Source organism: Acinetobacter sp. AOR41_HL, assembly GCF_027854645.1.
Classification (GTDB): Bacteria; Pseudomonadota; Gammaproteobacteria; order Pseudomonadales; family Moraxellaceae; genus Acinetobacter; species Acinetobacter nosocomialis.
In genome coordinates this window covers 73,928-99,528 of record NZ_JAKTHZ010000036.1, presented here as the reverse complement: position 1 = coordinate 99,528, position 25,601 = coordinate 73,928, and the positions used below count along the sequence as shown (strand labels likewise).

The following is a 25,601-nucleotide window of genomic DNA, read 5'->3' as shown; positions in this document are numbered from 1 at the left end:
GCAGTCGGTTCACCGTCTGCCCTTAAGTTCTTAGTATTTGTAAGCGTCAGATTTGAATGGTCCCTCAACAGCAACACCTAAATAATCGGCTTGCTCTTGAGTTAACTGAGTAAGTATACCACCGAAACCTGCAACCATTGCTGCAGCAACTTCTTCGTCAAGTTTCTTAGGAAGAACTTCTACGCGAATTTTTGCAGCTTTTTCGCTTGCAGGAAGGTCAGCAAATTTCTCTTGGAATAAGTGAATTTGGCCTAAAACTTGGTTAGCAAAAGAACCATCCATTACACGTGATGGGTGACCAGTTGCATTACCTAAGTTCACAAGGCGGCCTTCAGAAAGAAGGATAAGGTAGTTGTTTTCGTCTTCTGAACGATAAACTTGGTGAACTTGTGGCTTAACTTCAACCCACTTGTAACCACGTAAATAAGCTGTGTCGATTTCTGTATCGAAGTGACCGATGTTACATACAACTGCACCAGCTTTTAAGCTGTCTAGCATTGCGGCATCACACACGTGGTAGTTACCAGTTGTTGTTACAACAAGGTCAGTGTTGCCAAGAAGATCGTGGTTAATATCTTCTTTTTTACCTGTTTGTACGCCGTTTTTATATGGAGATACAACTTCATAGCCGTCCATACATGCTTGCATTGCACAAATTGGATCAACTTCAGTTACACGAACGATCATGCCTTCTTGACGTAAAGATTGAGCAGAACCTTTACCTACGTCACCGTAACCGATCACAAGCGCACGGCGGCCAGATAACAACATATCTGTAGCACGTTTGATTGCGTCATTTAATGAGTGACGGCAGCCATATTTGTTGTCGTTTTTAGACTTAGTAACAGAGTCGTTTACATTAATTGCAGGTACTTTCAAAGAACCGTCTTTCCACATTTCGATAAGACGTTGAACACCTGTAGTTGTTTCTTCGGTAATACCGTGAATACGTTCTAAAAGAGCAGGGTATTTTTCATGAACAAGAGCAGTTAAGTCACCGCCATCGTCCAAAATCATGTTGGCATCCCAAGGTTGACCATTTACATTGATCTGTTGTTCTAAGCACCATACATATTCTTCTTCAGTTTCACCTTTCCAAGCAAAAACTGGAATACCGCGAGCAGCAATTGCAGCAGCAGCATGGTCTTGAGTAGAGAAAATGTTGCAAGATGTCCAGCGAACTTCAGCACCTAATTCAACAAGCGTTTCAATAAGAACAGCTGTTTGAATGGTCATGTGGATACAGCCAAGAATTTTTGCGCCAGCAAGTGGTTTAGAAGCTGCATAGCGTTTACGTAAGCCGATCAAAGCTGGCATTTCTGCTTCAGCAAGTTTGATTTCTTTGCGACCGTAGTCAGCAAGTGAGATGTCAGCAACTTTGTAATCTGTAAATGAAGCATTAACCGCGTTCATCAGGATCTCCTAGGAAAAAATAGTATTGATCATTCTGTTCGCGGATGCCGTTGTTGGTTAAAACGAGTGTTTAACCGATCGTCGAGCCTGGCAAAATGATCTTTAGTGCCGATCATTTGTCGCAGCATCCCTCGACTAGCGAAACATTGTACTTGGAAAAGCTTTTAGTGCCAATCCAGTTTTGTTTATTATCTGCTTAATTACGACTTTAGGTTTAAATTATGGCCTTAAATATTCCCGAATCTTTGGCAAATCTCGAAGCGAACAGTGGAGTTTTCGCAGTTTGGATGGTACTAAAGCATTATGGGATAGAAATTGATGTCGCTGAGTTGATTAAAGTTTGCCGATATGAGCAAGATGGTACCTATACCATTGCTTTAGCTGTTGCTTTAAAAAAGTTTGGTTTTGATGTGTCCTTTCACTCAGATCATGATCCCAATATTAGCCCGAGCGAACGCATGAGCTATAAAGAAGCAAAGGTACTAAAAATTCCAATAGGATCTGCTTTGAGCTATCAAGATATTCAAGCTGCTATTCATCATGGAAAAATGATGATTGTGTACTACGACACTTTAGATGGTGTAGGTAATCAGTCACTGGTTTATTCTATAGATCAAAAGGAAATTTGCTTTTTTGATAGTTTTGAGCCGATGTCGGCAACAGTTTTTGAGAACCAGCGTAAAGCAGAAGGAATTTGTCGTCAGGCTATTATAATTGGTGAACGTAATTTAAATATTTATTCGACTACATTAAATTAGATCAAAGTGAGCCAGTAGAGTTCTGGCTCAGATTAAAGTTATTGTTGTTGATATTCTTGAATGACTTCTAAAGCAGCGCGAAAAGCTTCCTGAGTAGCAGGAGCACCGCAATATGGCAAACTATGCAATAAAGTTTCCTGAATTTCTTCCACTGTACAACCATTATTGAGTGCACCACGGACATGGCCTTTAAGCTCGGTAGGAGATTTAAGCGCAGTTAACATTGCTAGAGTGATTAATGAGCGATATTTACGTGGTAGCACACCTTCACGCTGCCAAGTCGAACCCCAAGCATGTTCATTAATCCAGTCTTGTAAGGGCTGGGTAAAGGGTACCGTATTTTCTTGTGCACGTTTTACAAAAGCTTCTCCCATTACTTCTATGCGTACTTTTAATCCATTTTCGTAATCTTGCTTAGACATTAATTTCTCCTAAAAATAAAAGCGTCGAGTGACGCTTTTATGGTTATTTATTAATTAATGCGAATCAAAAATGATTGCAATAGTGAATTGGTGGAGGCATCAGTCACACTATTTGATGAGGGTTTGATAAAGGCAGATCCTTGTCGAGTTTTTCATCAAAAACATCGGTAAGCATGCTGTCAAATCGAATTGCGTTGTATTGCAACAATTGTTGAGCTTCGCTATCAGAAATAAAGCCTTCTTTTGTAGCCTGTGCAATATTCTCTTCAAAAGTAAGCCCTGTAAATTTTCCTTTAGATTCAGCTTTCTTAAACTTATCCCAAAGCGGCTCGATGGTTCTTAAAATCTGGAATGTATGTTCCAGACGTCCAGTCACGTCATTAGGTTCAGTTGAATAGTACACATGGTGTTTAAGTTGCTCTCTAAATGGGTGTTCTTCCATCATAAGTTCAGCTACTTGTTGTTTTAGCTCATCGTCAGGTTTTGAAATAATGCGGCCTAACGGGAAACATATCCATTTTACAAGTGCTGCTGGAAACTTGGCTGGGAAGTTATCAAATAGCCCCCAAAACGCTTCCTGAATATTCAAGAATGCTTTTTGTAGTGCTAGTTTAGCATGCAGTTGTTCAGCTTCAGTTTTTTGCCCAGCTTCATAAAATTTTAAAATTGCAGTAGATATAAATAAATGCGCATGTATATCGGCCAAACGTCCTGATAGCATTTCTTTACGTTTTAAATCTCCGGCAAGTAAGCCAAGCGACATGTCAGAAACAAGTGCGAAGTTGGCACTAAAACGATTAATCGTTTTATAGTAACTCGCAGTGAACTGATCTGATGATTGAGGTGCATCACTTGAACCACCTGTCCAACCATAAGCAAATGATTTTGCACCACGGTTAAAGGTATAGGCTAAGTGTTTAAATAACAGGTCATCGAATTTTTGTACTGCATTGGCTTTATCATCAGACTGAAGCAATTGTAGTTCTTCAAAAAGATAAGGGTGACAGCGCATTGAACCCTGACCAAAAATCATTAATGAACGGGTTAAAATATTTGCACCTTCGACTGTAATTGCAATAGGAATAGCTTGATAGGTAAGTGCAAGGAAGTTGCGGGGCCCAAGCTGAATACCACGTCCACCAGCAATATCCATGCCGTGATTAACCACTTTGCGCATGGTTTCAGTTGCATAGTATTTTGCCATGGCGGTCATCACGGCAGGGGTTCCACCTTGATTTAAACCACATGTCACTAAATAACGGAATGCTTCAAGCATATAGGCATCACTGGCAATTTCACTACTTGCTTCTTGTACACCTTCAAATTTGCCGACAGAAATATTGAACTGTTGACGAATTCTCGCAAAAGCACCGACAGTTAAATAGCTCATTTCACCTGCGGCTGTGGCTAATGCTGGAAGGGAAATGCCACGACCGACGCCTAAGCATTCCATCAGCATGCGCCAGCCTTTACCAGCATTTTCTTGTCCGCCAATAATCCAATCAATTGGAATGAAGACATCTTCACCTTCTACTGTTCCATTCATAAATGGAGAGCCGGGATAATGGCGTGCACCTATTTTTACACCTGCATGGCTTGCAGGAATGAGTGCACACGTAATACCGTATTCGGTTTTATTTTTATCGCCGAGTAGACCTTCAGGGTCATAAAGCTTAAATGCTAGGCCAACTACGGTGGCAATTGGAGCAAGCGTAATCCAGCGTTTAGAGAAATTCATGCGTAGACCAAGAACTTGAGCGCCTTCATATTCGCCGTAGCAAACCACTCCCGAATCTGGAATTGCGCCTGCATCTGAACCTGCTTCTGGACTCGTTAAACCAAAGCATGGGATCTCTTCACCTTTAGCCAGGCCTGGTAAGTATTGCTGTTTTTGTGCATCAGTACCGTAGTGCATGAGTAGTTCGCCGGGTCCTAATGAGTTAGGAACCATACAACTCACCGCAGCAGTTAACGAACGCGAGGCAATTTTGCTCATAATGCGGCTTTGAGCAAATGAGCTAAATTCTTTACCGCCAAAGGATTTTGGAATAATTAGGCCTAAGAAACCTTTATCTTTAATGAATTGCCAAACTTCAGGAGGAAGGTCTTTTAATTGATGATGAATTTCCCATTCATCAAGCATACTACATAGCACTTCAACTTCATTATCGATAAAACTTTGCTCTTCTTGTGAAAGTGTAGGATAGGGATATTTTTCAAATTGCGACCAGTCTGGAGCCCCCATAAACAATTCTTTTTCCCACCAGCTTGTTCCTGCTTCTAAAGCTTCTTGTTCGGTTGTGCTGATGCTCGGCATTGAATTTGCCAGAGTTTTATATGCAGGTTGAGTAATTAAGTTAAACCGTAAAGGTTTAAACAAAATGATAATGCTCAGCGCAATAAGAGGAATACCTAAGAGTAATGACCATGGCGTTAAAATGAATGCAGTAAGTATGGCGACCGCAATCATAAGAACACTGCCAATGACTCTGTTTAGGTTAAAAAAGAAAATTGCCCATATTGCAATGAGCTGAATGACAATACTTAAAACAAAGAGTAGGAAAATCATACTTGCTCCTTGCTAGATAAGCCCTCAAGTTGGAAGTTACAAAAAAAGCGAGGAGAGATTAAGGCTTAACTAGCTAATTTTTTAATGCTGTTTAAATTTAATTTTTTATGTCGCAATTGATGTATATGCTAGAGCAGGGATATATCGTGCTTTTAGATATAAGATATTTTTAAATGAATGTGTAATGGCTTGTTTTATCGATTTGTCAAGAAATGTTATTGATTTTCTTATACAAATAAAAAGCCCTCAGATTAGAGGGCTTTTTAAAAAGATTTACTAGATTAAGCTTCGACGACCTGAACCGCGATTTTTTTAGCAGGATCTACTTTACGACGAACTTCTGGTACTGGTTCGCCATGATATTGGCGGTCAGCAAAATAACTTGAACGAACCATTGGTGCAGACCAGATATTTCTAAAGCCAAGTTTACGGCCATGCTCTGCATAGCGTTCAAACTCTTCTGGTGTTACAAAACGGTCAATTGGCGCGTGTTGTTTAGAAGGTTGTAAATATTGACCGATAGTCACATAGTCGACATCGTGAGCACGTAAGTCATCAAGTAATGCAATCACTTCTTCTTCAGTTTCACCAATACCTACCATCAAACCACATTTTGTTGGAATGTCAGGGCAGTATTCTTTAAACATTTTCAATAAGTTTAAAGAATGTTGGTAATCTGAACCTGGACGCATGGCTTTATACAGACGAGGTACAGTCTCAATGTTGTGGTTAAATACGTCTGGTGGACATTCAGTCATAATGCGTAAAGCAATATCCATACGTCCACGGAAGTCTGGCACTAAAATTTCGAGTAATGTATTTGGACTAAGCGCACGAGCTTCTTTAATACAGTCAACAAAGTGTTGTGCACCGCCGTCGAGTAAGTCATCACGGTCAACCGAAGTAATTACTGCATATTTGAGCTTAAGATTGGCAATTGTCTCTGCCATGTGACGAGGCTCATCAGGGTCTAATGCATTTGGACGCCCATGTGCTACATCACAGAACGGACAACGACGTGTACAAATATCGCCCATAATCATGAATGTTGCTGTACCACCACCAAAACACTCTGGTAGGTTAGGACAAGCTGCTTCTTCACAAACGGTATGGAGTTTTTGAGCACGTAAAGTCGTTTTAATACGCTGAACTTCTTCTGGTGCCGTCATCTTGACACGAATCCAGTCAGGTTTACGCGGCACTTCAACCGTAGGTACAACTTTTACAGGAATTCTTGCGACTTTTTCTGCGCCACGAAGTTTTACACCCTGTTCAGGTTTACGGTGTTCTGACATATTTAACTTTTCCACTCGTTTATAGAGACATTGACATTGTATTATAGCGGAGTTCTTTGGTTAATAGCGGAAAATAACTATTCATATAATAAATGTGGTTATTCAGAAATATAGGGTTGAGAAATACATAAATTCACCGCATATTAGTCATAATCTATTATAAAATATGGTCATTCAAGAGAGGAAGGAGCTTTCAATGCCACGTAAAAAAGAGGTCGTTAGTGGGAATTTCGTTAAGTACGATACGGTAGTTCTCGGTTCTGGACCTGCAGGTGAAGGCGCGGCAATGAAGCTTGCAAAAGCGGGTAAGCGTGTTGCAATTGTAGATGTGCGTGATCAACTTGGTGGTAACTGTGCTCACGTAGGGACTATTCCAAGTAAAGCATTGCGTCAAACAGTATCTAGTATTATCCGCTATCAACGTGATCCAATGTTTCAAAAAGTAGGTGAATGGAAACAGTTCACCATGAAGCAGGTTTTGCGTAATGCACACAAAGTAATTCAACAACAAGTTGATACACATACACGCTTTTATGATCGTAACAAAATAGGTGTATTCCATGGCCGTGCATATATTCAAGATAAAAATACAGTTTTAGTTTTTAGCCATGAAGGTATTAAAGAAACAATTATCTGTAAGCAAATCGTGATTGCGACAGGTAGTCGTCCTTATCATCCACAAGGCCTCGACTTTGACCATCCTCGTGTATTTGATTCAGATAAAATTCTTGATCTTGATTATTCGATTCAAAAAATCATTATTTACGGCGCAGGCGTTATTGGCTGTGAATATGCTTCAATCTTTATTGGTTTAGACCATAAAGTTGACTTGATTAATACTCAGCAAAAACTCTTAAGCTATTTAGATGATGAAATTGCTGATGCTCTGTCTTATCACTTACGTGAGCAAGGGGTGTTAATTCGCCACAACGAGCAAATGGATCATCTTGAAACATTTGATGACCACGTTGTTTTACACTTACAAAGTGGTAAAAAGATTAAAGCTGATGCGATTCTTTGGTGTAATGGCCGTTCAGGAAATACAGAAGGTTTGGGTCTTGAAAATGTCGGACTAGTACCAAATAGTCGTGGTCAACTTTCTGTAAATGATCAGTATCAAACTGAAGTTGAAAACATCTATGCTGCTGGTGATGTGATTGGTTGGCCTTCACTTGCTTCGGCTGCTTATGACCAAGGACGCTGTGCTGGTGCGAACATGAGTGGTGAAGATGCGAAGCCAGTGCGTGATATTCCAACAGGTATCTATACAATTCCTGAAATTTCTTCGATTGGTAAGAATGAACAGGAATTAACGGAAGAGAAAATTCCATATGAAGTGGGACAGGCATCTTTCCGACATTTAGCACGTGCACAAATTACGGGTGATACCGTGGGTGAGTTGAAGATACTTTTCCACCGCGACACTTTAGAAGTTTTAGGTATTCACTGTTTTGGTAATAATGCTGCCGAAATTATTCACATTGGGCAGGCAGTTATGCACAGCCCAAATAATACCTTGAAATATTTTGTTGAAACGACGTTTAACTATCCAACAATGGCTGAAGCATATCGTGTAGCTGCACTTAATGGTATGAATCGTTTATTTTGATTTTAAATAAGTTTTTCATAAAAAAGCCCGCAAACTTGCGGGCTTTTTTATTTTCATTAGACCATACGATTTTTATATTTTTATGACAATGTGCAGACTGATTTTAGTGTCTCATCTATCTAGTGTGCACAAAATGCTTGATTAAAATATTCAAATAAATCAGGCGTCTGCTTCCATAATACGATAGAAAGAACCAGAAGAGCGGCAATGAAGAAAGTCATAATTGTTTTCAAAAGTAAGGCATTATGCGTCATGAATAACAGCCTCCTCATTTACAAAGAAATGTACGATTATCCCTAATATACTCAATGCAATAGAGCAGAGCCAAATCGCATTGTAATTACCTGTTAAGTCATGGTTAACACCACCAAGCCAACCGCCAAAGAAAGAACCAACTTGATGGGTGAAAAACACGATTCCGCTCAGCATTGAAAGATATTTAACACCAAACATATTTGCCACAATGCCGTTTGTAAGCGGAACTGTAGAGAGCCATAGAAGTCCCATGATGATGCCAAAAGCATATACCGTATAAGTGCTTAAAGGTAATAATAAAAAGGCAATGATTGCGATGCCACGGCTTCCGTAAAGTGCCATTAATAGTTTAGGTTTCGAGAAACGGTCTCCCAACCAACCTGCACCGTAAGTTCCCACAATATTAAACAACCCGACCAAAGCAAGAAATACTGTACCTGTGGCTGCATCAAAGCCGTGATCGATTAAATAGCCTGGTAGGTGGACACCCAAGAAAACAACCTGGAATCCGCACACTAAAAAACCTAAAGCTAACCACCAGAACGGCTTATGTTTTCTAGCAATATTTAGTACTTGTTTAAAGGTGAGCTGAGATTGAGCGATTGCTTTTGGGGCTTGGTTGCTTGGCCCTTTTAACATCCATGCTAGAGGAATGATAAGAGCGATTAACAGCGCACTTACCATTAAAGCTGACGACCATCCCACTGTTTTAAGTAAGAGAAGGGTGGAAGGCAGCATAATAAATTGGCCAAAAGAACCAGCTGCACTGGCAATGCCCATTGCCATACTTCTTTTTTCTGGTGGAGCAGCTCGGCCTACTGCGCTAAGTAATACTGTGAATGAAGTGGCTGATAAAGCTAAACCCATAATAAGACCTAGGCTCAAATTCAAAATGAGTACACTTGAGCTAAAAGCCATTAAGAGTAAACCAAGCGCATAAAGTAATCCGCCGACAGCAACCACAACTTTACTGCCATATTTGTCTGCGATTGCACCGGTAAAAGGCTGCACAGCTCCCCAAATTAGATTTTGCATAGCAATTGCGAGACTAAAAACATGCTGACCCCAACCAAAATCATGGCTCATTGGGACCAGATAAAGTCCGAAACCATGACGAACACCTAATGAAAGAGCCAAAATAATGGCACTACCAATGAGCATATAAATGAGTGATTGAGAAAACTGGTTGCTTGTTTTAGTCATTGTGAGTGTAAAGTTATAAGAATGTGATGAATCATTGTAAAAGATATATCGAATAATATCGATATATCTATAAAAATATTTAAGAAGAATTAAAAAGCTTGAAAGAGATATGTGACGCTATAAAAAGTAAATAAGCAGAAATCATTTTAATTTCTGCTTATTATGAAAATTAAGCTGCGGAATTACGTTCAAGTAGAGCTTGTTCAAAAAGTACTTTTTCCTTTTCTTTATGCTCGGTTGTGAAGCGAATCAAAATTACGCTACAACCTGCAACCATAACCAGTCCACCTAAAATAAAGAGACAAGTTTGAACATCAAGTACACCTTTTAACAAGAAACCAGCTGCTACTGCGCCTGCATTCCCACCTGCACCAATAATTCCAGCAACACCGCCTAATGCATTGCGATCAATAAATGGTACCAATGCATACGTTGCGCCGCAGGCCATGTGAGTAAATAGTGCAAAGATAGTCATTGAAAGAATAGCGAGAGTGACGCCGTTCATTTGAGAGAAAAGAATCAAAAATAAACCTTCGCCTAAAATCATGAGTACCAGTACCTTAGTGCGTCCGTCTAGTCCTTTTTTAAGTGCGACTTTATCTGAAATAATGCCTCCCAATGCCCGTGCGAATAACGCGAGAAGGCCAAATATTCCGGCCGTTAAGCCCGCAGTTTTTAAATCCATTTTGAACTGATCAACATAGTACATCGCTGCCACGTTATGGATAAAAATTTCGATACCAAAGCATGCGCCATAAGCCAGAAATAAAATCCAGACGCGGTAGTTACGAGCAGCTTGCATTAAAATTGCCATACCGCCTTTTTTACCACTGCCAACTTCAATACCTTGTGCGCGAACCTCTTTAAAATTTCCTTGAGGGCAATCTTGAGTTAGTTTCCAGTAAAGGACTCCCACAATCACCATCATTACACCAGGTACGATGAGAGCAATGCGCCAGCCCATAGTTTGTTCGACACCAAACATGACAATTGCACCAAGTAATAAAGGCATTAACGCTTGAGTTGCACCGCCACCAGCATTGCCCCAACCAGCTGCTGCTGCATTTGCTGTGCCTACAACGTTAGGCGCAAACATAATACTTGTATGATATTGCGTAATGACAAAGCTTGCGCCAATTGCACCAATCAGCAAGCGGAAGAATAGAAAAGATTCATAACTGTTAGCTGCAGCGACACCAAATACCGGAATACTGCCTAGTAAGAGTAGGGCTGTATAGGTAATTCGTGGACCATATTTATCGCAAAGTGGTCCTACAGCAAGTCGTACTAAAATCGTAATCGCAACGGCGGCAATATTAATATTGGCAATTTGATCTTTTGTTAAGCCAAATTCGCCTTTAATAACAGGCATTAGTGGAGCACATGCAAACCATGCGAAAAAACACACAAAAAATGCGAGCCAAGACATATGGAACGCACGCATGGCTGGAGTTGAGAAACTAAATAATTTAATCTCAGTTGCTTTTTTTGCATCTAGATTGATATTTGAAGACATACGCCGTCCCCCTGAACTGAACGAAATTTTAATTTGCATGACAAATTGAATTGTCTATTTGCATACCGATCAGAGCGGACGTCATTGGCCGTCTTGGTTTATCCATTGAATCGCCATTGATTCATCATGTTGTAATAAAGCAAAGGACGTGCCAAAAAATAATTTTTACTAAGAGGAAAACTTTAGTTTTTAATTTTATTAAATTAGTTAGAAATTAAAAAAATTAATGACTAAAACAAAATTAAGAAAATAGGAAGAAAGAGGAAAATGATGAGAGATTCTTTTAATAAGAAATGCTCATTTTTTTAGCATATTGGTTTAAAAAGAAGCAGCTTTAATTTGTTTAATAAAAAAAGCTATAAAAACCTTTAGTAAAGCTTTTATAGCTGGGGTGCTTTTAAAAAAATTAGAAACGATAACCTATACCAACATATGTAATTAGTGGATCGATATCAATTTTGGTGTTTGCTTTGATAAGCTCTTTACCAGTGTTTTGGTCAGTAACATAAATTTTTGCTTCATTATTCATTTTCGAATAAGAAACGGAACCTACAGCAAACCAGTTTGGATTGAAATCATAAGTCGCACCAACAGTAACAATAGGTGCGAAAGTATCAGTTGCCTCTAACTTCACAATAGGGTTAGCTGAAGATGTTTTGCCATCTAAAGCTGCTCCAGCTTGACCATCATGAATATTTTGAATCATATGGCCTGCTTTAATTAAATCTGACTCAATCCCTGAATTCATTTTTAATTCATTAAAATAGGCATACATGACCCCGGCACCTACATATGGACGGAATTTATTTACCCCAGATTTACCAAATTGATAGTGTAGTTCCACAGCAGGTAACCAGGCACGTGCGGTAGCAGCTTTACCACCTTGAGTGAGATCGGTGATATGAATATCTTCTTTTAAACCTATCGTGCCAAGAGTGGTATTTGCTGAACCTGATAATGGTGCATAAATATTACCTTTACCTTGAATATCAACTTTAGGAGGGACACCGGCTTTAATTTCTAGAGATAGATTATCTGTAAAATTATAATTCGCCATGATCCCTAACGTGTCGACATCTTTTGCTTCTAAACCCGTACCTTGACTTTGCCAATTTGATAATCCATTTACAGTGGCTGTTCCGGTGAGTATTGAAGGCAGTGTATCTGTGGGTAAAATTTTGATTGCATCGTATAAGAGGGGATTGGAACTTCGGTCAGCCGCATTTAAAACAGATTGTTTTGATACGGAACCTACTTTAGAAGTAGTTCCTTCTGCAACACTAGTATTAATATTAACTGGATTTGCGCTTCCTTGTGGCATGGCATGTAACCAGCCAGCAGAAACCGAAAAACGCTTGAAACCATCACCATCTTTAAAACTAAAATATGGTGAAGCAGCGAAAGTGACTGTAGGCAGAGCAAAAAAGGCAGCTGTCATACAAAATAATGACTTTTTCATCATAAAGGACTCCATGTCCGGACATTTGTTTACTGATTTTTATTGAGCCCACCATAGCGCGTTTTATTAAAATGATTGTGTAATAAAAATTAATAATTGTAATGTTTTTGAAATATTTGTTTATATTTAGAAAGATTTATTAATAAAAAGTACAAAATAAAAAATAAAAGGCTACATAAAGTAGCCTTTTATTAAATCTGATTAAACTATTAATTGAAACGTGAGAGGTCTTCTTCAGGACGAGCTGTTAACACTTCAATCCCTGTTTGAGTCACTAAAATAGTATGTTCATATTGAGCAGAAAGTTTATGGTCTTTAGTTACAACAGTCCATTTATCACCAAGCAATTTAGTCTGCCAAACACCCGCATTGACCATAGGTTCAATGGTAAAAGTCATACCTGCTTCTAAACGCATGCCTGTACCAGGTTGTCCATAGTGCAATACTTGAGGTTCGTCATGGAAGACAGTACCGATACCGTGACCACAATATTCACGTACTACGCTAAAACGTTCTGACTCGACATATTTTTGGATGGCATGGCCAATATCACCTAAATATGAACCATCTCTAACTGTTGCCATTCCACGATACATTGCTTCTTGAGCAACTTTACATAAACGGTTTGCCAAAATAGAAGTCTCACCACCCACGATATACATCATGTTAGTGTCGCCGTGATAACCGTCTTTGATCACTGTTACATCAATATTAAGAATATCGCCGTTTTTCAAGATTTTATTTTCAGAAGGAATACCATGACATACAACATGGTTAACCGAAGTACAGATAGAGTGTTGAAAAGCAGGACGTCCTGGAGCACCGCCGTAACCTACGCAGGCTGGAATAGCGTGTTGTACATTTTCAATATGATTACGGCAAATCGTATCAAGTTCGAGGGTACTTACACCGGCCTTAATATACGGCTTGATCATCTCTAGAACTTCAGCCGCCAGTCGTCCTGCAATGCGCATTTTTTCAATTTCATCTGGAGTTTTGATTAATCGACGTGGAGCTGTATAAGTACTGTTCATGATCTCTAAAAACTTTTGGTAATTTACAAGCGTCTATGGTATAAATAGCCGCCCATTTTATCAAATGCTTTTCGTGAATATCTTTTACGAAGAATTTTGATAGGTGGAGTAAAAAATCCGCACATATATCGTCACATTACTCTGGGTGCCCGTAAAAAGGTGGAGAATGCGGATATATGGAGGCCTAACCCAACTTTTAAGGTAAAGAAAATGGCAGATTACAACGTAAGCATGCGCGACCTTCTTCAAGCAGGTGCGCACTTTGGTCACCAAACTCGTTTCTGGAACCCAAAAATGCGTCAATACATTTTTGGCGCGCGCAACAAAATTCACATCATCAACCTTGAGCACACTGTTCCTGCGTTAAATGATGCTTTGAACTTCGCTAACCAATTAGCAAGCAAAAAGAACAAAGTTTTGTTCGTTGGTACAAAACGTGCTGCTTCTAACATCATCCGTGAACAAGCTCAACGCGCTGGTCAACCATATGTAGACCACCGTTGGTTAGGTGGTATGTTGACGAACTGGAAAACACTTCGCCAATCTATCAACCGTTTAAAAGATCTTCAAACTCAATCTCAAGACGGTACTTTTGCTAAGCTTACTAAACGTGAAGCTTTAGAACGTACTCGTGAGATGGAAAAACTTGAGCGCTCTTTAGGCGGCGTTAAAAACATGGGTGGTTTACCTGACGCATTATTTGTAATCGACGTTGATCACGAAGCGATTGCAATTAAAGAAGCTAAGAACTTAGGTATTCCTGTTATCGGTATCGTTGATACAAACTCTAACCCAGATAACGTTGATTACGTTATTCCTGGTAACGACGATGCGATCCGTGCAGTAACTTTATATGCTTCAGCTATGGCTGATGCAATTCTTGCTGGTAAAGAATACGCTCAATCTCAAGCGAACGCTCAAGCAAAAGGCGATGACGCTGCGAAAGACGCTTCTGAGGCTTAATGCGTTTTGACGCAGGCTTGTCATTTTTGCGACATGTAATGGTGGCAAATTAAGCGTCGAGAGTGCAAACGGCCCAGAGTTTCTTTGGGCCGTTTTTGTTGAACAGATTTATTTTCTACCGATTTTAGGAGATCAACATGACTGCAATTACTGCAAGCATGGTAAAAGAATTACGTGACCGTACTGGTCTTGCAATGATGGAATGCAAAAAAGCATTAACAGAAGCGAACGGTGACATCGAACTTGCTATTGATAACCTTCGTAAATCTGGTCAAGCTAAAGCTGCTAAAAAAGCTGGCAACATTGCTGCTGACGGTGCAATCACTATCGTTCAAGACGGTAATAAAGCGATCTTAGTTGAAGTAAACTGTCAAACTGACTTCGTTGCTAAAGACGAAAACTTCTCTAACTTTGCACACGCAGTTGCTGCTGCTGCTTTAGCTGCTGGCGAAACTGATGCTGCTAAAATCGCTGAATTAAAATTGGCTGATGGCCAATCAGTTGAAGAAGCTCGTATTGCGCTTGTTCAAAAAATCGGTGAAAACATCCAAGTTCGTCGCGCGAAAATCGTTGAAGGCGAAAACTTGGCTATCTATAAACACGGTTTAAAAATCGGTGTTGTAGTTTCTTACACTGGTGATGCTGACACTGGTAAAGGTATCGCAATGCACGTTGCTGCATTCAACCCAGTAGCAGTAAGCGCTGAAGCTGTTCCTGCTGACCTTATCGCTAAAGAGAAAGAAATTGCTGAAGCGAAAGCGTTAGAATCTGGTAAGCCAGCGAACATCGTTGAGAAAATGGTAACTGGTTCTGTTGAGAAATACTTAAACGAAGTTGCTCTTGACCGTCAAATGTACGTTATCGACAACGAGAAAAAAGTTGCTGACGTATTAAAAGCAACTGGTACAACTGTTGCTAACTTCGTACGTTTCGAAGTTGGTGAAGGTATCGAGAAAAAAGCTGAACTTAGCTTTGCTGAAGAAGTTGCTGCTGCTCAAGCTGCTGCGAAGTAATTCGTATCTTCAAAAAAAGCCCCTATGGGGCTTTTTTTATCCCTGTTGAAATCGGAATATAAAGATGACAAATAAAAAAAATTTGAGTATTGGCGGCATTATTGTTTTATTGATCGCTGCATATTTCGGTCTGGATTTATCTGGGCATAAGAAAAATCAATCGCCATCATCAAGTCCTGCCACTCAGCATACTGAAACTACGTTTTCAAATGATGGGATAGATACTATAAAAGCTGCCTATGACCGCAGACAAAGTAATGTTCAAGTGCAGGGAAGTGGTCGAGTAAAAGCAATTTTAAGAGAAGATAATGATGGGACAAAACATCAGAAATTTATTCTTGTATTAAAAAATGGTCTTTCAATCTTAGTGGCTCATAATATTGATTTAGCACCAAAAATTGAAGATTTACATAAAGGGGATATTGTCGAATTTAACGGTGAGTATGAATATAACGAAAAAGGTGGTGTATTACATTGGACGCATCATGACCCACAAAACCGCCATGAAAATGGTTGGTTGAAACATAATGGGCATATTTACCAATAGAAATAGGGTATACATTTCTATTTAACAGCAATTTTGTTCTATGCATCTTTTTAAAACATGCTATGTTTTTTTTAGATAAATAGATGAGATGTATATATGCACCGGGAACATGCTGACTACTTGCATTTGCGAGAGTTGGGCGGTTTAGAATTATTAAAAGCACATTACCATCAAACGCAATTTTCAAAGCATACCCATGAGGGATATTGTATTGGTGTTATTGAAGAAGGTGCACAGTCTTTTTTTAGGACGGGTCAATTACATGTCGCTCCTAAAGGCGACATTATTTTGGTGAATGCAGATGAAATTCACACAGGCTCATCTGCTGTTGAATCGGGCTGGCGTTACCGTGCAATCTATCCTACACCCGAAATGCTTGCTGAAGTAAGCCAAGATTTTTTTGAGCAAGGCCATGGGGCACCTTGGTTTCCGCAAGCAGTTATTCAGGACTTGGGTTTGTCTCAACAACTTTGTTTATTATTTGATTTATTAGAACAAAAAGACAATTTTTTGCTTAAAGAAACCATGTATCTATCCACATTAGCATGTTTAATGATGCGCCACGGTAAATCTCGACACACCTTTTGTGAATTACCAGAAGCTTATTCGAAAATATTAAAAGTTAAAGATTTGTTGGCAGATATGCCTGAAAAGAATTTTTCTTTGCAGGAATTGGCTGACATGGCCGGATTAAGTGCTTGGCATTTTTTAAGACAATTTAAAAAACATGTGGGTTTGCCACCTCATGCGTGGTTAGTGCAGGCACGTTTGCAAAAAGCGAGACAGTTGTTAAAGCAAGGTGATCAAATTGTGATGGTTGCACAGCAATGTGGATTTTCTGATCAAAGTCATTTTAACCGTCATTTTAAAAAGGCCATGGGTGTTACACCTACCCAGTATGTAGCAAGTCTTAATCTCTAAAATTTATTTTTATTTCTAAACGCAATTTTGTTCAAGAGAAGTTAACCTGCATAGAAGAAAATCTATAAATATTTAATATTATAGATGTCTAGAGATGAATACTCCTTTAAATCAATCTATTAGATTTTCTAAAAGCCGACCTCCGCATGTTTTTTTACGAGGGGCGGTAGATATACTGCCATTGTCTATTTCGGTTATTCCGTGGGCTATTTTGGCTGGTTCAATGGCAATTCATGCAGGTTTATCATTTTATAAAGCATTGGCAATGTCAGGAATTGTGTTTGCTGGTGCTGCACAATTGGTCAGTTTGAGTATGGTGATGGAGGGTGCTTCATTATTAACAATCTATATCACGATTTTCTTTCTTACTGCTCAACATTTTATTTATGCATTAACTTTAAGAAATGATATTTCTATTTTGTCTTTGCCCAAACGATTAAGTTTAGGTTTTTTACTAACAGATGAATTGTTTGCCTTAAGTGCTCCGAACGAAAAAAGGCATCCTCATTATTTATTGGGGGCGGGTATATGTTTTTATTTATTTTGGGTAATTTTTAGTCTAGTTGGAATTTTATTGGCTACGGCGATTCCAGATTTATTGTCCTACCATTTAGATTTTTCGATTATTGCTATTTTTGTGGCCATGATTATTCCTATGTGTAAGGAAAAGCCTGTCATAGCCGGAGTTTTAACAACTTGTTTTAGTGGTTTTATTCTCAAATTTTTTCATGTTGAAGGCGCCATTCTGATTTCCGGTTTATTGGGAATGCTAATTGCGGTTGTTGCAGAAAATAGAACAGGAGAAAAATAAGATGTCATGGCTCATGATTTTAGGATTAGCGGCTATTGTGTTTTTTAATCGTTATTATTTTCTGGAACCCAGTGTAAAAGTAAAATTACCGGTATTGATGAATAAAATGCTGAACTATTCAGCGCCTTGCTTATTAACTGCTATTTGTATACCAGTAATTTTTTTTGAAGGAAATGAACTAAGAGGTCTTTTAGATAATCCATATTTATATGCGACAATATTTTGTATTGTAATTGCTTTTTATTTAAAAAAAGTCTTATCAAGTGTGCTACTCAGTCTAGCATTTTTCTATTTTATAAATTTTCTAATAAATCAGTAAACTTAAGCTGAATCTAAAAGATTCAGCTTTTTAAAAATTATTGAGTAATCAATTTGTTCTGCCGACTTTTCCACTTTGGCAATATTTTTCCAAGATAGGCATCCATACACCAAACTGGGCCAATCAATAGAAATTGCAAATCTTTAAAGAAAGAGGGCTTTTTATCTTCAACTTTATGACCATAAAATTGTCCAACCCAAGCAATCACAAAAATTGCAATATAAAACCCTATACCTACAGGTAGGGCATAAATGAGCCAAGCCATCACAACGAGAAGCGCAGCCATCGCTACTGCAAGTACAAGATCGAGTCGAGCATAGAAAATAAGAGTCAATACAATGAGTAAAGCAGTGAGCAAAGCACTAAAGTGGGCGATGATTCCGATAATAGAAAACAAAATAGCTGGGACGCATACCCAATGAATTTTCTTATTCGTTGGATTTTGATGGCTTTCACTGTATTCATCAAACCATTCAGCAATAGATTTCATAGACCTTGTTCTCCATGTCTAATTTTGAGTCATTCTTTTTATGTCTATATTTTATCCTGTTGTTATGTAGATAGACAAGAAAAGTCAAAAATCTTCCTTATCGTACATTCATGTGACCTTAAAAATTAAGGACTGATCATCTGGGAAAAGCAGGGTGGAAAAAATTAAAAAACACTCTTAAAAGGCAGCACAATCGTTTTAAAAAATCAGGCTATTTATTTTTGGATTTTGAAGTGGGGAAATCCTTACAAAAACCACTTTTTTATGAAAAGTTGGAAAATAATAGAAAAAAGCTCAACTCAACTTGCTTTAAAACGCTATAAACAGCTTTTTTGGCACTAAGGTGGTACTAGGGTAGCGGAATTTTTTTAAAATGGCTCTAATCAAAAAATATAAGCAAAAATGGATGAGTAATAAAATGATGTGTTTTTGGGTTGAAAATTAATCAATTTTGTAATTAAAAAATGAGTAAAAAAACAAAATTTTTAGCATGATTTTTATATTTTTGGGTCTAAAAATTAAAAAGCCACAAATTAATTTGTGGCTTTTCCATGAACTCTAGGAGTAATCGCTTATGAAGTAGGACCGTCTACACGTTCAATACTTACTTTTGCAGTACCAGCATTGGTAATACCAAGACGTTTTGCAGCACCGTATGATAAATCAAGTACACGATTTGCATGGAATGGACCACGGTCATTTACTTTTACTACCACACTTTTACCATTGTCTTTATTTGTAACACGGATATAACAGTTCAATGGCAGACTACGGTGAGCAGCAGTAAGTGCATTCATATCGAATGTTTCACCACTTGCAGTTTTACGGCCATGAAATTGACGACCATACCAAGATGCCATACCAGTTTGGCTAAACTTACGAACAGTATTTGAAGCTACTGTGTTAAGTTTTTCAATCACTGAAGGCTCATCTTCAGGGATTTCAATTTTAGCTGCGATAGCTTGACGACGAATTTGATCGCCAGAACGTTCAGTGATTGAAAGACTGTTAATGTTAGAAAAACGAGAATTAAAGCTTTGAGTATCTTTACTCAATACACGTGCAGCTAAATTAGCATTTGGACCATCTACATCACTGTTTAATGATGATGATTGCATCATTTCAGCGTGCAGTGGGGCCATGCTTAAACTAGCCGTCAGTGCAAGAATGTATTTCAGCGATAACTGCATTTATATAAACTCCTGAGAACATGCTCTTTTTCTTTTAGCCAACAGGCTAAAAATTGAAGTGAACATGCCTAATTATTCACTTTTGCAATTGCTTGATTGGGGTGGATAATATTCATCGCTTACGGAGAGTGTCTAGTCTTTAACGAGAAATAGTTACAAAAAGGGCAAAAACTTACAGTTTTAGGTTAAAAAATAATCAAATATGTAACAAAGTATTTAAAATGTATGTATTGTGATCGATTTAACAAAAATATTTATTGACTTTTACATAAACACATCAAAAAGCTAGCCTATCGGCTAGCTACCTCTGTGCCTAATAACCATACAGCAGTCGCATACATTCGACTTTTGTTATAGGTCGTAATTACCTGAAAATTTGGATAGGTTAAATAGTAAATTGGACCGTTATAGTCTTGTAATTGAATAACATTTACCATATCTAAGTCATCAATTTTAACTAATGGGTTTAATGGAGAAATTCCTTGATTTTTGAGCACACCATACGGAGTAGGTTGAGTGAGATCTTTAGCAATAATACTTTCTGGATTTGAGCCTACATAACGAGCCATAAAACCAATAGGCTGATCACGTTGCCAACCTTGCTTTGCTAGGTAATTTGCAATTGAACCAATCGCATCTTCCGCAGAGTTACGAAGATCGATATGACCATTACCATCAAAATCTACTCCATACTTACTGATATTACTTGGCATAAACTGTGGATAGCCAATTGCGCCAGCATAAGAGCCAACAATACTATTGGTTGGATAGCCTTCTTTGTAAGTCCATGCAATCAGAGCAGCTAACTCATCACTAAAATAATCAGCACGGCGAGGGTAACCAAATGCTAATGTTGCAAGTGCGTCACGAGTGATAAAAGAACCTTTATTTGCCCCATATCCAGTCTCAACACCTAAAATACCCAAAATAACAGCTTGAGAGACACCAAATTGCTGTTCAGCTCGGTTAAGCGCATCTGCATATTGATTTTTAAACCGGACACCACGTTGAATAGTACCTTCAACTAAAAACATAGAGCGATAATCGTACCAAGGCTTACTTTCTCCTGGACGAGTCATAATATTTATAATGTTTGGTAAATTTTTTGCACCGCTCATCGCGGCATCTACTTGTACACTACTTAAACCATAAGTATTCATGGCTTTTTGTTTAAAATTTAAATAATTAGGATCATTTACAAAATCATTGGCTTGAGCAAAATGACTTGTGCTCACTAGGCCGGTACACAAGGCAAGCGCTTTTAAAGTTTTATTAATAAATTGAGACAACATATCTTTTTAAAATTCCAAATTATCGATGTGTATGAATAGACATGACTAAACCAAAAGTGGCCATTAAAGTAATAATAGCGGTACCGCCATAACTCATAAAAGGTAAAGGAACACCCACTACAGGTAAAATACCACTGACCATTCCTGCGTTTACAAATACATAAACAAAAAAAGACAAACCAAAGGCACCAGCAACTAAACGACCGTAGTTATGAAAGCTCTGTAAACCAATCTGAAATGTTCTAAAAATAATAGCTGAATAAAGAATAACTAATATAAGTACGCCAATTAGGCCAAATTCTTCGGAATAAGCCGCAATAATAAAGTCAGTATGGCCTTCGGGTAAAAAGTGTAAATGTGATTGTGTACCTTCAAGAAAGCCTTTACCTGAGAAACCACCAGAACCAATAGCTGTTTTGGACTGAATAATATTCCATCCTGTTCCTAATGCATCTGCTTCTGGGTCAAGTAGCGTTAGAACCCGTTGACGCTGATAGTCGTGTAAAAGAAATTCCCAGGCAATTGGAATAACAATAGCTGCACAAGCTGCTGCGGCACCGATCATGCGCCAAGATAACCCACTTAAAAATAGTACGAAAATACCACTTGCTAATACGAGTAGGGATGTTCCTAAGTCAGGTTGTTCTGCAATCAGTAAGAAAGGAACACCAATTAACATTAATGATAAAACAACTTGAGAAAAGCTTGGAGGAAGTGGTTTGCGTGCTAAAAACCATGAAATCATCATTGGCATGCCAATTTTCATGAACTCACTGGGTTGCACGCTCCCGAAACCGGGAATATCGATCCAGCGTTTAGCCCCCATGCGGACTTCACCAAAGACCATAACTCCAATTAAGGAAAATAGTGCAAATAAATAAAAGTAAGGTGAAAAAGCTTGATAAACCTTAGGGGGAATTTGAGCCAGACTAATCATGACTAAAAAGCCAATACCAAAGCTCATGGCTTGTTTACTGACTAAGCCTACATCTTGTGCAGATGCACTATATAGTACCGTTAAACCTAATAGGGCATTTAGGAATAAAAATAGGCATAACCACGGGTCAATATGAAGTTGCTGCCAGCGCGATGGTTGCATGGCAGTACTAAGACCATCTCGAGGAGCTTGGCGTAAAAATTTATATTGTGGACTAGGAGACATGCGGCTTTAACTAGGTCAATCAGTGCTTGGCGCATGCTAACATAAACCTGATTAATGGCAATGTATATCAATATTTTGCAATAAAAAAACCTGGCTCTCGCCAGGTTTCCGATGGTCTATTTTCTGTTAGTTAAAGAATAAACTATCGTGATATTCAGCCATCGCTTTTAGTTCAGTGCGATTTAAACTTGGAATAAGTTTATCGATCGCAATGTGGACTGCTTTTGTTACAGCTGCTGCGCCAATATCAGCTGCTTTGCGCTTAATCATGCCTAAATCTAATGTTTTATTAAAATCAGACATAAAGTGTCTAACCATAGCATCACCAAACTGTTTATATAGTTCTGCTAAGGCTGCTTTGTTAATGTCATTACCTGCTTGAAGCTCGGCAAAATTATGCTTCAAATTAGTAACTAAACCAGCATCTAAAGCTACACCAACTTTATATTGACCTTGTGGGTCTTTAAATAAGCTTTTCTCTGAAAACTCCACGGATTGTTTAACAACATCGTTTGGTGCTTTACTGAGTAATTGCTTTAAAAGCACGGCAACTGTTGATTTGACATAACCAGCTAGTTTTTCGGCAGTATCTCTTTTTTCACTCGCTGGGAAATGTTGTACTAACTGAGTCAGTACATTTTCAATAATTTCTTCATTGAGTTGTAAAGCGATTTTGTCTCGAAGTGGATATAACGGTTCACTGGAATTCTTATTCGCAATTCCAGTCTGTATATCGTTCAATAAGCCTTCAGAAGGGGTAAAACCAAAAAACGGCATGGTGTATCCTCAAATTATTCGTTTTATTGTCGTGCCAATCGAATCGGTTTTGGCATCCATGATAGATCCGATACTCGGCAAGGATTGATATCAAGTCCACCGCGGCGAGTATAAGTTGCATAAACCATCAGCTTTTCAGGTCGCAAATTTTGCCAAATATCTGCAAAGATTTGCTCAACACACTGTTCGTGGAAACCGTTATGCTGACGGTACGAGATAATATAAGCTAAAACACTACGATAACAAGGTTTTTTGCCCTTAAAACGGATAAAAACTGTACCCCAATCTGGCTGTCCCGTGACTGGGCAGTTACTTCTCAAAAGATGAGAATACAGTTCAATTTCGACTTCTTCACCAGACTCATCCAATTTTAAAAGTGATGCATCGGGATGTTGTTCTAAACGTTCAGGTGTTAGATCATCAATACAAATGCCTTGTGGTTTAGAAATATCAAGTTCATCTACTTGAAATAGCGTTAGCTCAACTTTGGCACCAGCTGCAGACGATAGATCTTTTTCAACCGTTTCAATAAATAACGCTTTAGAGCCAAACTGAGTAAAGTTAAGACTATTGAAGTATAGCTTTAATGACTTTGATTCAATCAAATTTGGTGAAGAAGCTGGCAGGGTAATTCTGCCAATCGCAACCTGTGGAATACCATGCGAGTTTAACCAAGATATTTCAAAAACATGCCACCAATCTTTACCTTGGTTAATACCTTCAATATGTGAATAGTTTTCACGAGATTGAGCACGTGCAATTGGAAATAACACATCGGGTTGATAGCTAGTTGGATATTGGGTTTCTTTACCCAATAAAGACTGTTCGACACTCATTCACGCATTCCTGAACCACGAGCAAGTAAATAGTAGGCAATTCCATAAAGTACAACACAACATAATGTCACAATGATTAAAGAGAACGTAACGTTCACGTCACTATGACCTAAAATGCCGAAACGGAAAGCATTTACCATATACACAATAGGATTAATTAAAGAAAGTTTTTGCCAAAAAGGACCAAGTGCACTAATGGCATAAAACACACCACCTAAATAGGTGAGTGGAGTAAGTACAAAGGTTGGAATAATAGAAATATCATCAAATGATTTTGCATAGACTGCATTAATAAAGCCGCCTAAGGAAAATAAAACGGATGTAATTAATACTGTATATATAGTTACGAACCAGTTATGTATAAAAAGATGGGTAAAGAACATGCTCATCGCAGTAACAATGGCACCAACCAAGACACCACGACAAATACCACCAATCACGTAGCCCCATAAAATAATATGTAAGGGCACGGGACTCATGATGAGTTCTTCAATACTCTTTTGAAATTTAACACTGAAGAAACTAGAAGACACGTTAGCATAGCTGTTCGTAATAACAGCCATCATGATTAAGCCAGGTACAATAAACTGCATGTAGCTCACGCCGCCCATTTGCCCAATACGTGAGCCAACCAAATTACCAAAAATGACAAAATACAAGCTCATGGTAATCGCAGGTGGTAATAAAGTTTGTGGCCAAATGCGAAGAAAACGGCGTACTTCTTTACGAACTAAAGTCCAAAGGGCAATTTGCAGTTGGTTAAAGTTCATTTTGCCGCTCCTTCAAGATTTTTCTCGACCATTTTGACAAATAGCTCTTCAAGGCGATTCGATTTGTTACGCATACTACGAACACGAATACCTTGTGACTCTAAAAGTTGGAATAAGTCATTTAATGTATGTGCTTTATCCATTGTTACTTCTAAAGTACTACTATCAATTAAGTTGAACTTCACACCAATAATATTGAGCTGGAGTGGGGCAATTGGTTCTGCTAAATCAAAAATAAAAGACTCTTCACTCAGCTGGTTTAAGAAATTTTTCATGCTGGTATCTTCTTTAATGACACCACGGTCAATGATGGCAATTTGACGACACAACATTTCTGCTTCTTCTAAATAATGTGTCGTTAAAATGATAGAAGTACCGTTTTCGTTCATTTCGGTTAGAAAATCCCACATAGAACGGCGTAATTCAATATCTACACCTGCAGTAGGCTCATCTAGAATAAGAAGTTTAGGTTCATGCATCATGGCGCGGGCGATCATTAGGCGACGTTTCATACCACCAGACAGCATACGTGCTTGTATATTGCGTTTTTCCCACAAGCCAAGCTTTTCTAGATAATGTTCCGCTCGTTTCTCGGCAATCTTTTTATGAATACCGTAATAACCAGCCTGGGTAACTAAAATATCGAATGCTTTTTCAAATTGCCCGAAGTTAAATTCTTGGGGTACAACGCCAAGCTGCTGTTTTGCCAAGGATGGATGAGTATCGAGATTATGTCCAAAAATCTCAACAGTTCCTGAAGTTTTTTTCGTGAGGGAGCTGATAATACCAATGGTTGTTGATTTGCCGGCACCATTTGGGCCTAACAACGCATAAAATTCACCTTCAGGCACAGTGAGGTTAATACCTTTTAACGCCTGAAAACCATTACGATATGTTTTGGACAAATCTCTTAAAACCAAAGCATCAGTCATGAAATTCTCACATTATGAAAGAGGGGTATATTTTGAGCGATAATG

24 protein-coding genes are annotated in these 25,601 nt (G+C 38.5%); 8 read left to right on the top strand and 16 right to left on the bottom strand.

The genetic code is table 11. The features are described 5' to 3' along the window. Positions 1-30: 30 nt before the first annotated feature. Complete coding sequence (gene ahcY, locus MKL35_RS13970) at positions 31-1,413, bottom strand: adenosylhomocysteinase (RefSeq protein WP_032010242.1); 1,383 nt, start codon at positions 1,411-1,413, stop codon at positions 31-33. A gap of 221 nt (positions 1,414-1,634) precedes the next feature. Between ahcY and MKL35_RS13965 the strand changes: the two genes are divergently transcribed. Next, a complete protein-coding gene (locus tag MKL35_RS13965; RefSeq protein ID WP_004707743.1) occupies positions 1,635-2,171 on the top strand; it encodes a cysteine peptidase family C39 domain-containing protein in 537 nt (178 codons plus the stop codon). Between the two features lie 38 nt (positions 2,172-2,209). On the opposite strand, the gene MKL35_RS13960 is transcribed toward MKL35_RS13965, so the two are convergent. The 3 genes from MKL35_RS13960 to lipA all read right to left on the bottom strand — a co-directional run bounded on the left by MKL35_RS13960 (position 2,210) and on the right by lipA (position 6,457). Continuing rightward, on the bottom strand, positions 2,210-2,593 hold the full coding sequence (locus tag MKL35_RS13960; RefSeq protein WP_004707744.1) for a carboxymuconolactone decarboxylase family protein: 384 nt from the start codon (positions 2,591-2,593) through the stop codon (positions 2,210-2,212). Positions 2,594-2,696: 103 nt separating this feature from the next. After that, positions 2,697-5,162, bottom strand: coding sequence for an acyl-CoA dehydrogenase (locus MKL35_RS13955; RefSeq protein WP_032010240.1), 2,466 nt, complete (start codon positions 5,160-5,162; stop codon positions 2,697-2,699). Between the two features lie 281 nt (positions 5,163-5,443). Further along, positions 5,444-6,457: a lipoyl synthase gene (gene lipA / locus MKL35_RS13950; protein WP_001289255.1), complete on the bottom strand. Its 1,014-nt coding sequence runs from the start codon at positions 6,455-6,457 to the stop codon at positions 5,444-5,446. A 196-nt stretch (positions 6,458-6,653) separates the two neighbouring features. Here lipA and sthA point away from each other — a divergent pair, with 196 nt between their 5' ends. Beyond that, on the top strand, positions 6,654-8,066 hold the full coding sequence (sthA, locus tag MKL35_RS13945; protein ID WP_002052850.1) for a Si-specific NAD(P)(+) transhydrogenase: 1,413 nt from the start codon (positions 6,654-6,656) through the stop codon (positions 8,064-8,066). Positions 8,067-8,309: 243 nt separating this feature from the next. Here the strand turns inward: sthA and MKL35_RS13940 are convergent, their stop codons facing one another. The 4 genes from MKL35_RS13940 to map form a co-directional block, all read right to left on the bottom strand. Further along, positions 8,310-9,524: an MFS transporter gene (locus MKL35_RS13940; RefSeq protein ID WP_032010238.1), complete on the bottom strand. Its 1,215-nt coding sequence runs from the start codon at positions 9,522-9,524 to the stop codon at positions 8,310-8,312. A gap of 169 nt (positions 9,525-9,693) precedes the next feature. Continuing rightward, a complete protein-coding gene (locus tag MKL35_RS13935) occupies positions 9,694-11,040 on the bottom strand; it encodes an MFS transporter (RefSeq protein ID WP_004707755.1) in 1,347 nt (448 codons plus the stop codon). Positions 11,041-11,446: 406 nt separating this feature from the next. Beyond that, a complete protein-coding gene (locus MKL35_RS13930) occupies positions 11,447-12,502 on the bottom strand; it encodes an OmpW/AlkL family protein (RefSeq protein ID WP_032010236.1) in 1,056 nt (351 codons plus the stop codon). A 206-nt stretch (positions 12,503-12,708) separates the two neighbouring features. Continuing rightward, positions 12,709-13,533, bottom strand: coding sequence for a type I methionyl aminopeptidase (gene map, locus MKL35_RS13925; protein ID WP_004707758.1), 825 nt, complete (start codon positions 13,531-13,533; stop codon positions 12,709-12,711). Positions 13,534-13,743: 210 nt separating this feature from the next. Between map and rpsB the strand changes: the two genes are divergently transcribed. The 6 genes from rpsB to MKL35_RS13895 all read left to right on the top strand — a co-directional run bounded on the left by rpsB (position 13,744) and on the right by MKL35_RS13895 (position 18,107). Further along, positions 13,744-14,496 (top strand): 30S ribosomal protein S2, encoded by a 753-nt coding sequence (gene rpsB, locus MKL35_RS13920; RefSeq protein WP_001982118.1) that lies wholly within the window; start codon positions 13,744-13,746, stop codon positions 14,494-14,496. Positions 14,497-14,633: 137 nt separating this feature from the next. Beyond that, entirely contained in the window at positions 14,634-15,509 is an 876-nt protein-coding gene (gene tsf, locus MKL35_RS13915) for a translation elongation factor Ts (protein ID WP_002052897.1), read from the top strand. 64 nt (positions 15,510-15,573) lie between these two features. Further along, positions 15,574-16,056 carry a DUF3465 domain-containing protein gene (locus MKL35_RS13910; RefSeq protein ID WP_002052771.1) on the top strand — a complete coding sequence of 161 codons (483 nt, stop codon included), beginning with the start codon at positions 15,574-15,576 and terminating at the stop codon, positions 16,054-16,056. 96 nt (positions 16,057-16,152) lie between these two features. Then, positions 16,153-16,977, top strand: a complete 825-nt coding sequence (locus MKL35_RS13905; protein ID WP_032010233.1) for an AraC family transcriptional regulator — start codon at positions 16,153-16,155, stop codon at positions 16,975-16,977. A gap of 94 nt (positions 16,978-17,071) precedes the next feature. Then, positions 17,072-17,788, top strand: a complete 717-nt coding sequence (locus MKL35_RS13900; protein ID WP_004707764.1) for an AzlC family ABC transporter permease — start codon at positions 17,072-17,074, stop codon at positions 17,786-17,788. A gap of 1 nt (position 17,789) precedes the next feature. After that, positions 17,790-18,107 (top strand): AzlD domain-containing protein, encoded by a 318-nt coding sequence (locus tag MKL35_RS13895; protein WP_025467967.1) that lies wholly within the window; start codon positions 17,790-17,792, stop codon positions 18,105-18,107. A 37-nt stretch (positions 18,108-18,144) separates the two neighbouring features. Here the strand turns inward: MKL35_RS13895 and MKL35_RS13890 are convergent, their stop codons facing one another. From MKL35_RS13890 to MKL35_RS13855, 8 genes are all read right to left on the bottom strand, one after another. Continuing rightward, positions 18,145-18,597, bottom strand: a complete 453-nt coding sequence (locus MKL35_RS13890) for an Mpo1 family 2-hydroxy fatty acid dioxygenase (RefSeq protein ID WP_032010230.1) — start codon at positions 18,595-18,597, stop codon at positions 18,145-18,147. Positions 18,598-19,169: 572 nt separating this feature from the next. Then, complete coding sequence (locus MKL35_RS13885) at positions 19,170-19,787, bottom strand: septal ring lytic transglycosylase RlpA family protein (protein ID WP_002052473.1); 618 nt, start codon at positions 19,785-19,787, stop codon at positions 19,170-19,172. 290 nt (positions 19,788-20,077) lie between these two features. Next, positions 20,078-21,079: a lytic murein transglycosylase B gene (gene mltB / locus MKL35_RS13880; RefSeq protein WP_002052939.1), complete on the bottom strand. Its 1,002-nt coding sequence runs from the start codon at positions 21,077-21,079 to the stop codon at positions 20,078-20,080. A 19-nt stretch (positions 21,080-21,098) separates the two neighbouring features. Continuing rightward, entirely contained in the window at positions 21,099-22,241 is a 1,143-nt protein-coding gene (rodA, locus tag MKL35_RS13875; RefSeq protein WP_004707770.1) for a rod shape-determining protein RodA, read from the bottom strand. 126 nt (positions 22,242-22,367) lie between these two features. Then, positions 22,368-23,018 (bottom strand): hypothetical protein, encoded by a 651-nt coding sequence (locus MKL35_RS13870; RefSeq protein ID WP_002052502.1) that lies wholly within the window; start codon positions 23,016-23,018, stop codon positions 22,368-22,370. A 23-nt stretch (positions 23,019-23,041) separates the two neighbouring features. Next, a complete protein-coding gene (gene queF, locus MKL35_RS13865) occupies positions 23,042-23,854 on the bottom strand; it encodes an NADPH-dependent 7-cyano-7-deazaguanine reductase QueF (RefSeq protein WP_032010228.1) in 813 nt (270 codons plus the stop codon). Then, positions 23,851-24,624: an ABC transporter permease gene (locus MKL35_RS13860; RefSeq protein ID WP_002052782.1), complete on the bottom strand. Its 774-nt coding sequence runs from the start codon at positions 24,622-24,624 to the stop codon at positions 23,851-23,853. Before MKL35_RS13860 ends, queF begins: the two co-directional genes overlap by 4 nt. Further along, positions 24,621-25,556, bottom strand: coding sequence for an ABC transporter ATP-binding protein (locus tag MKL35_RS13855; protein ID WP_002052950.1), 936 nt, complete (start codon positions 25,554-25,556; stop codon positions 24,621-24,623). Before MKL35_RS13855 ends, MKL35_RS13860 begins: the two co-directional genes overlap by 4 nt. Positions 25,557-25,601: the final 45 nt, after the last annotated feature.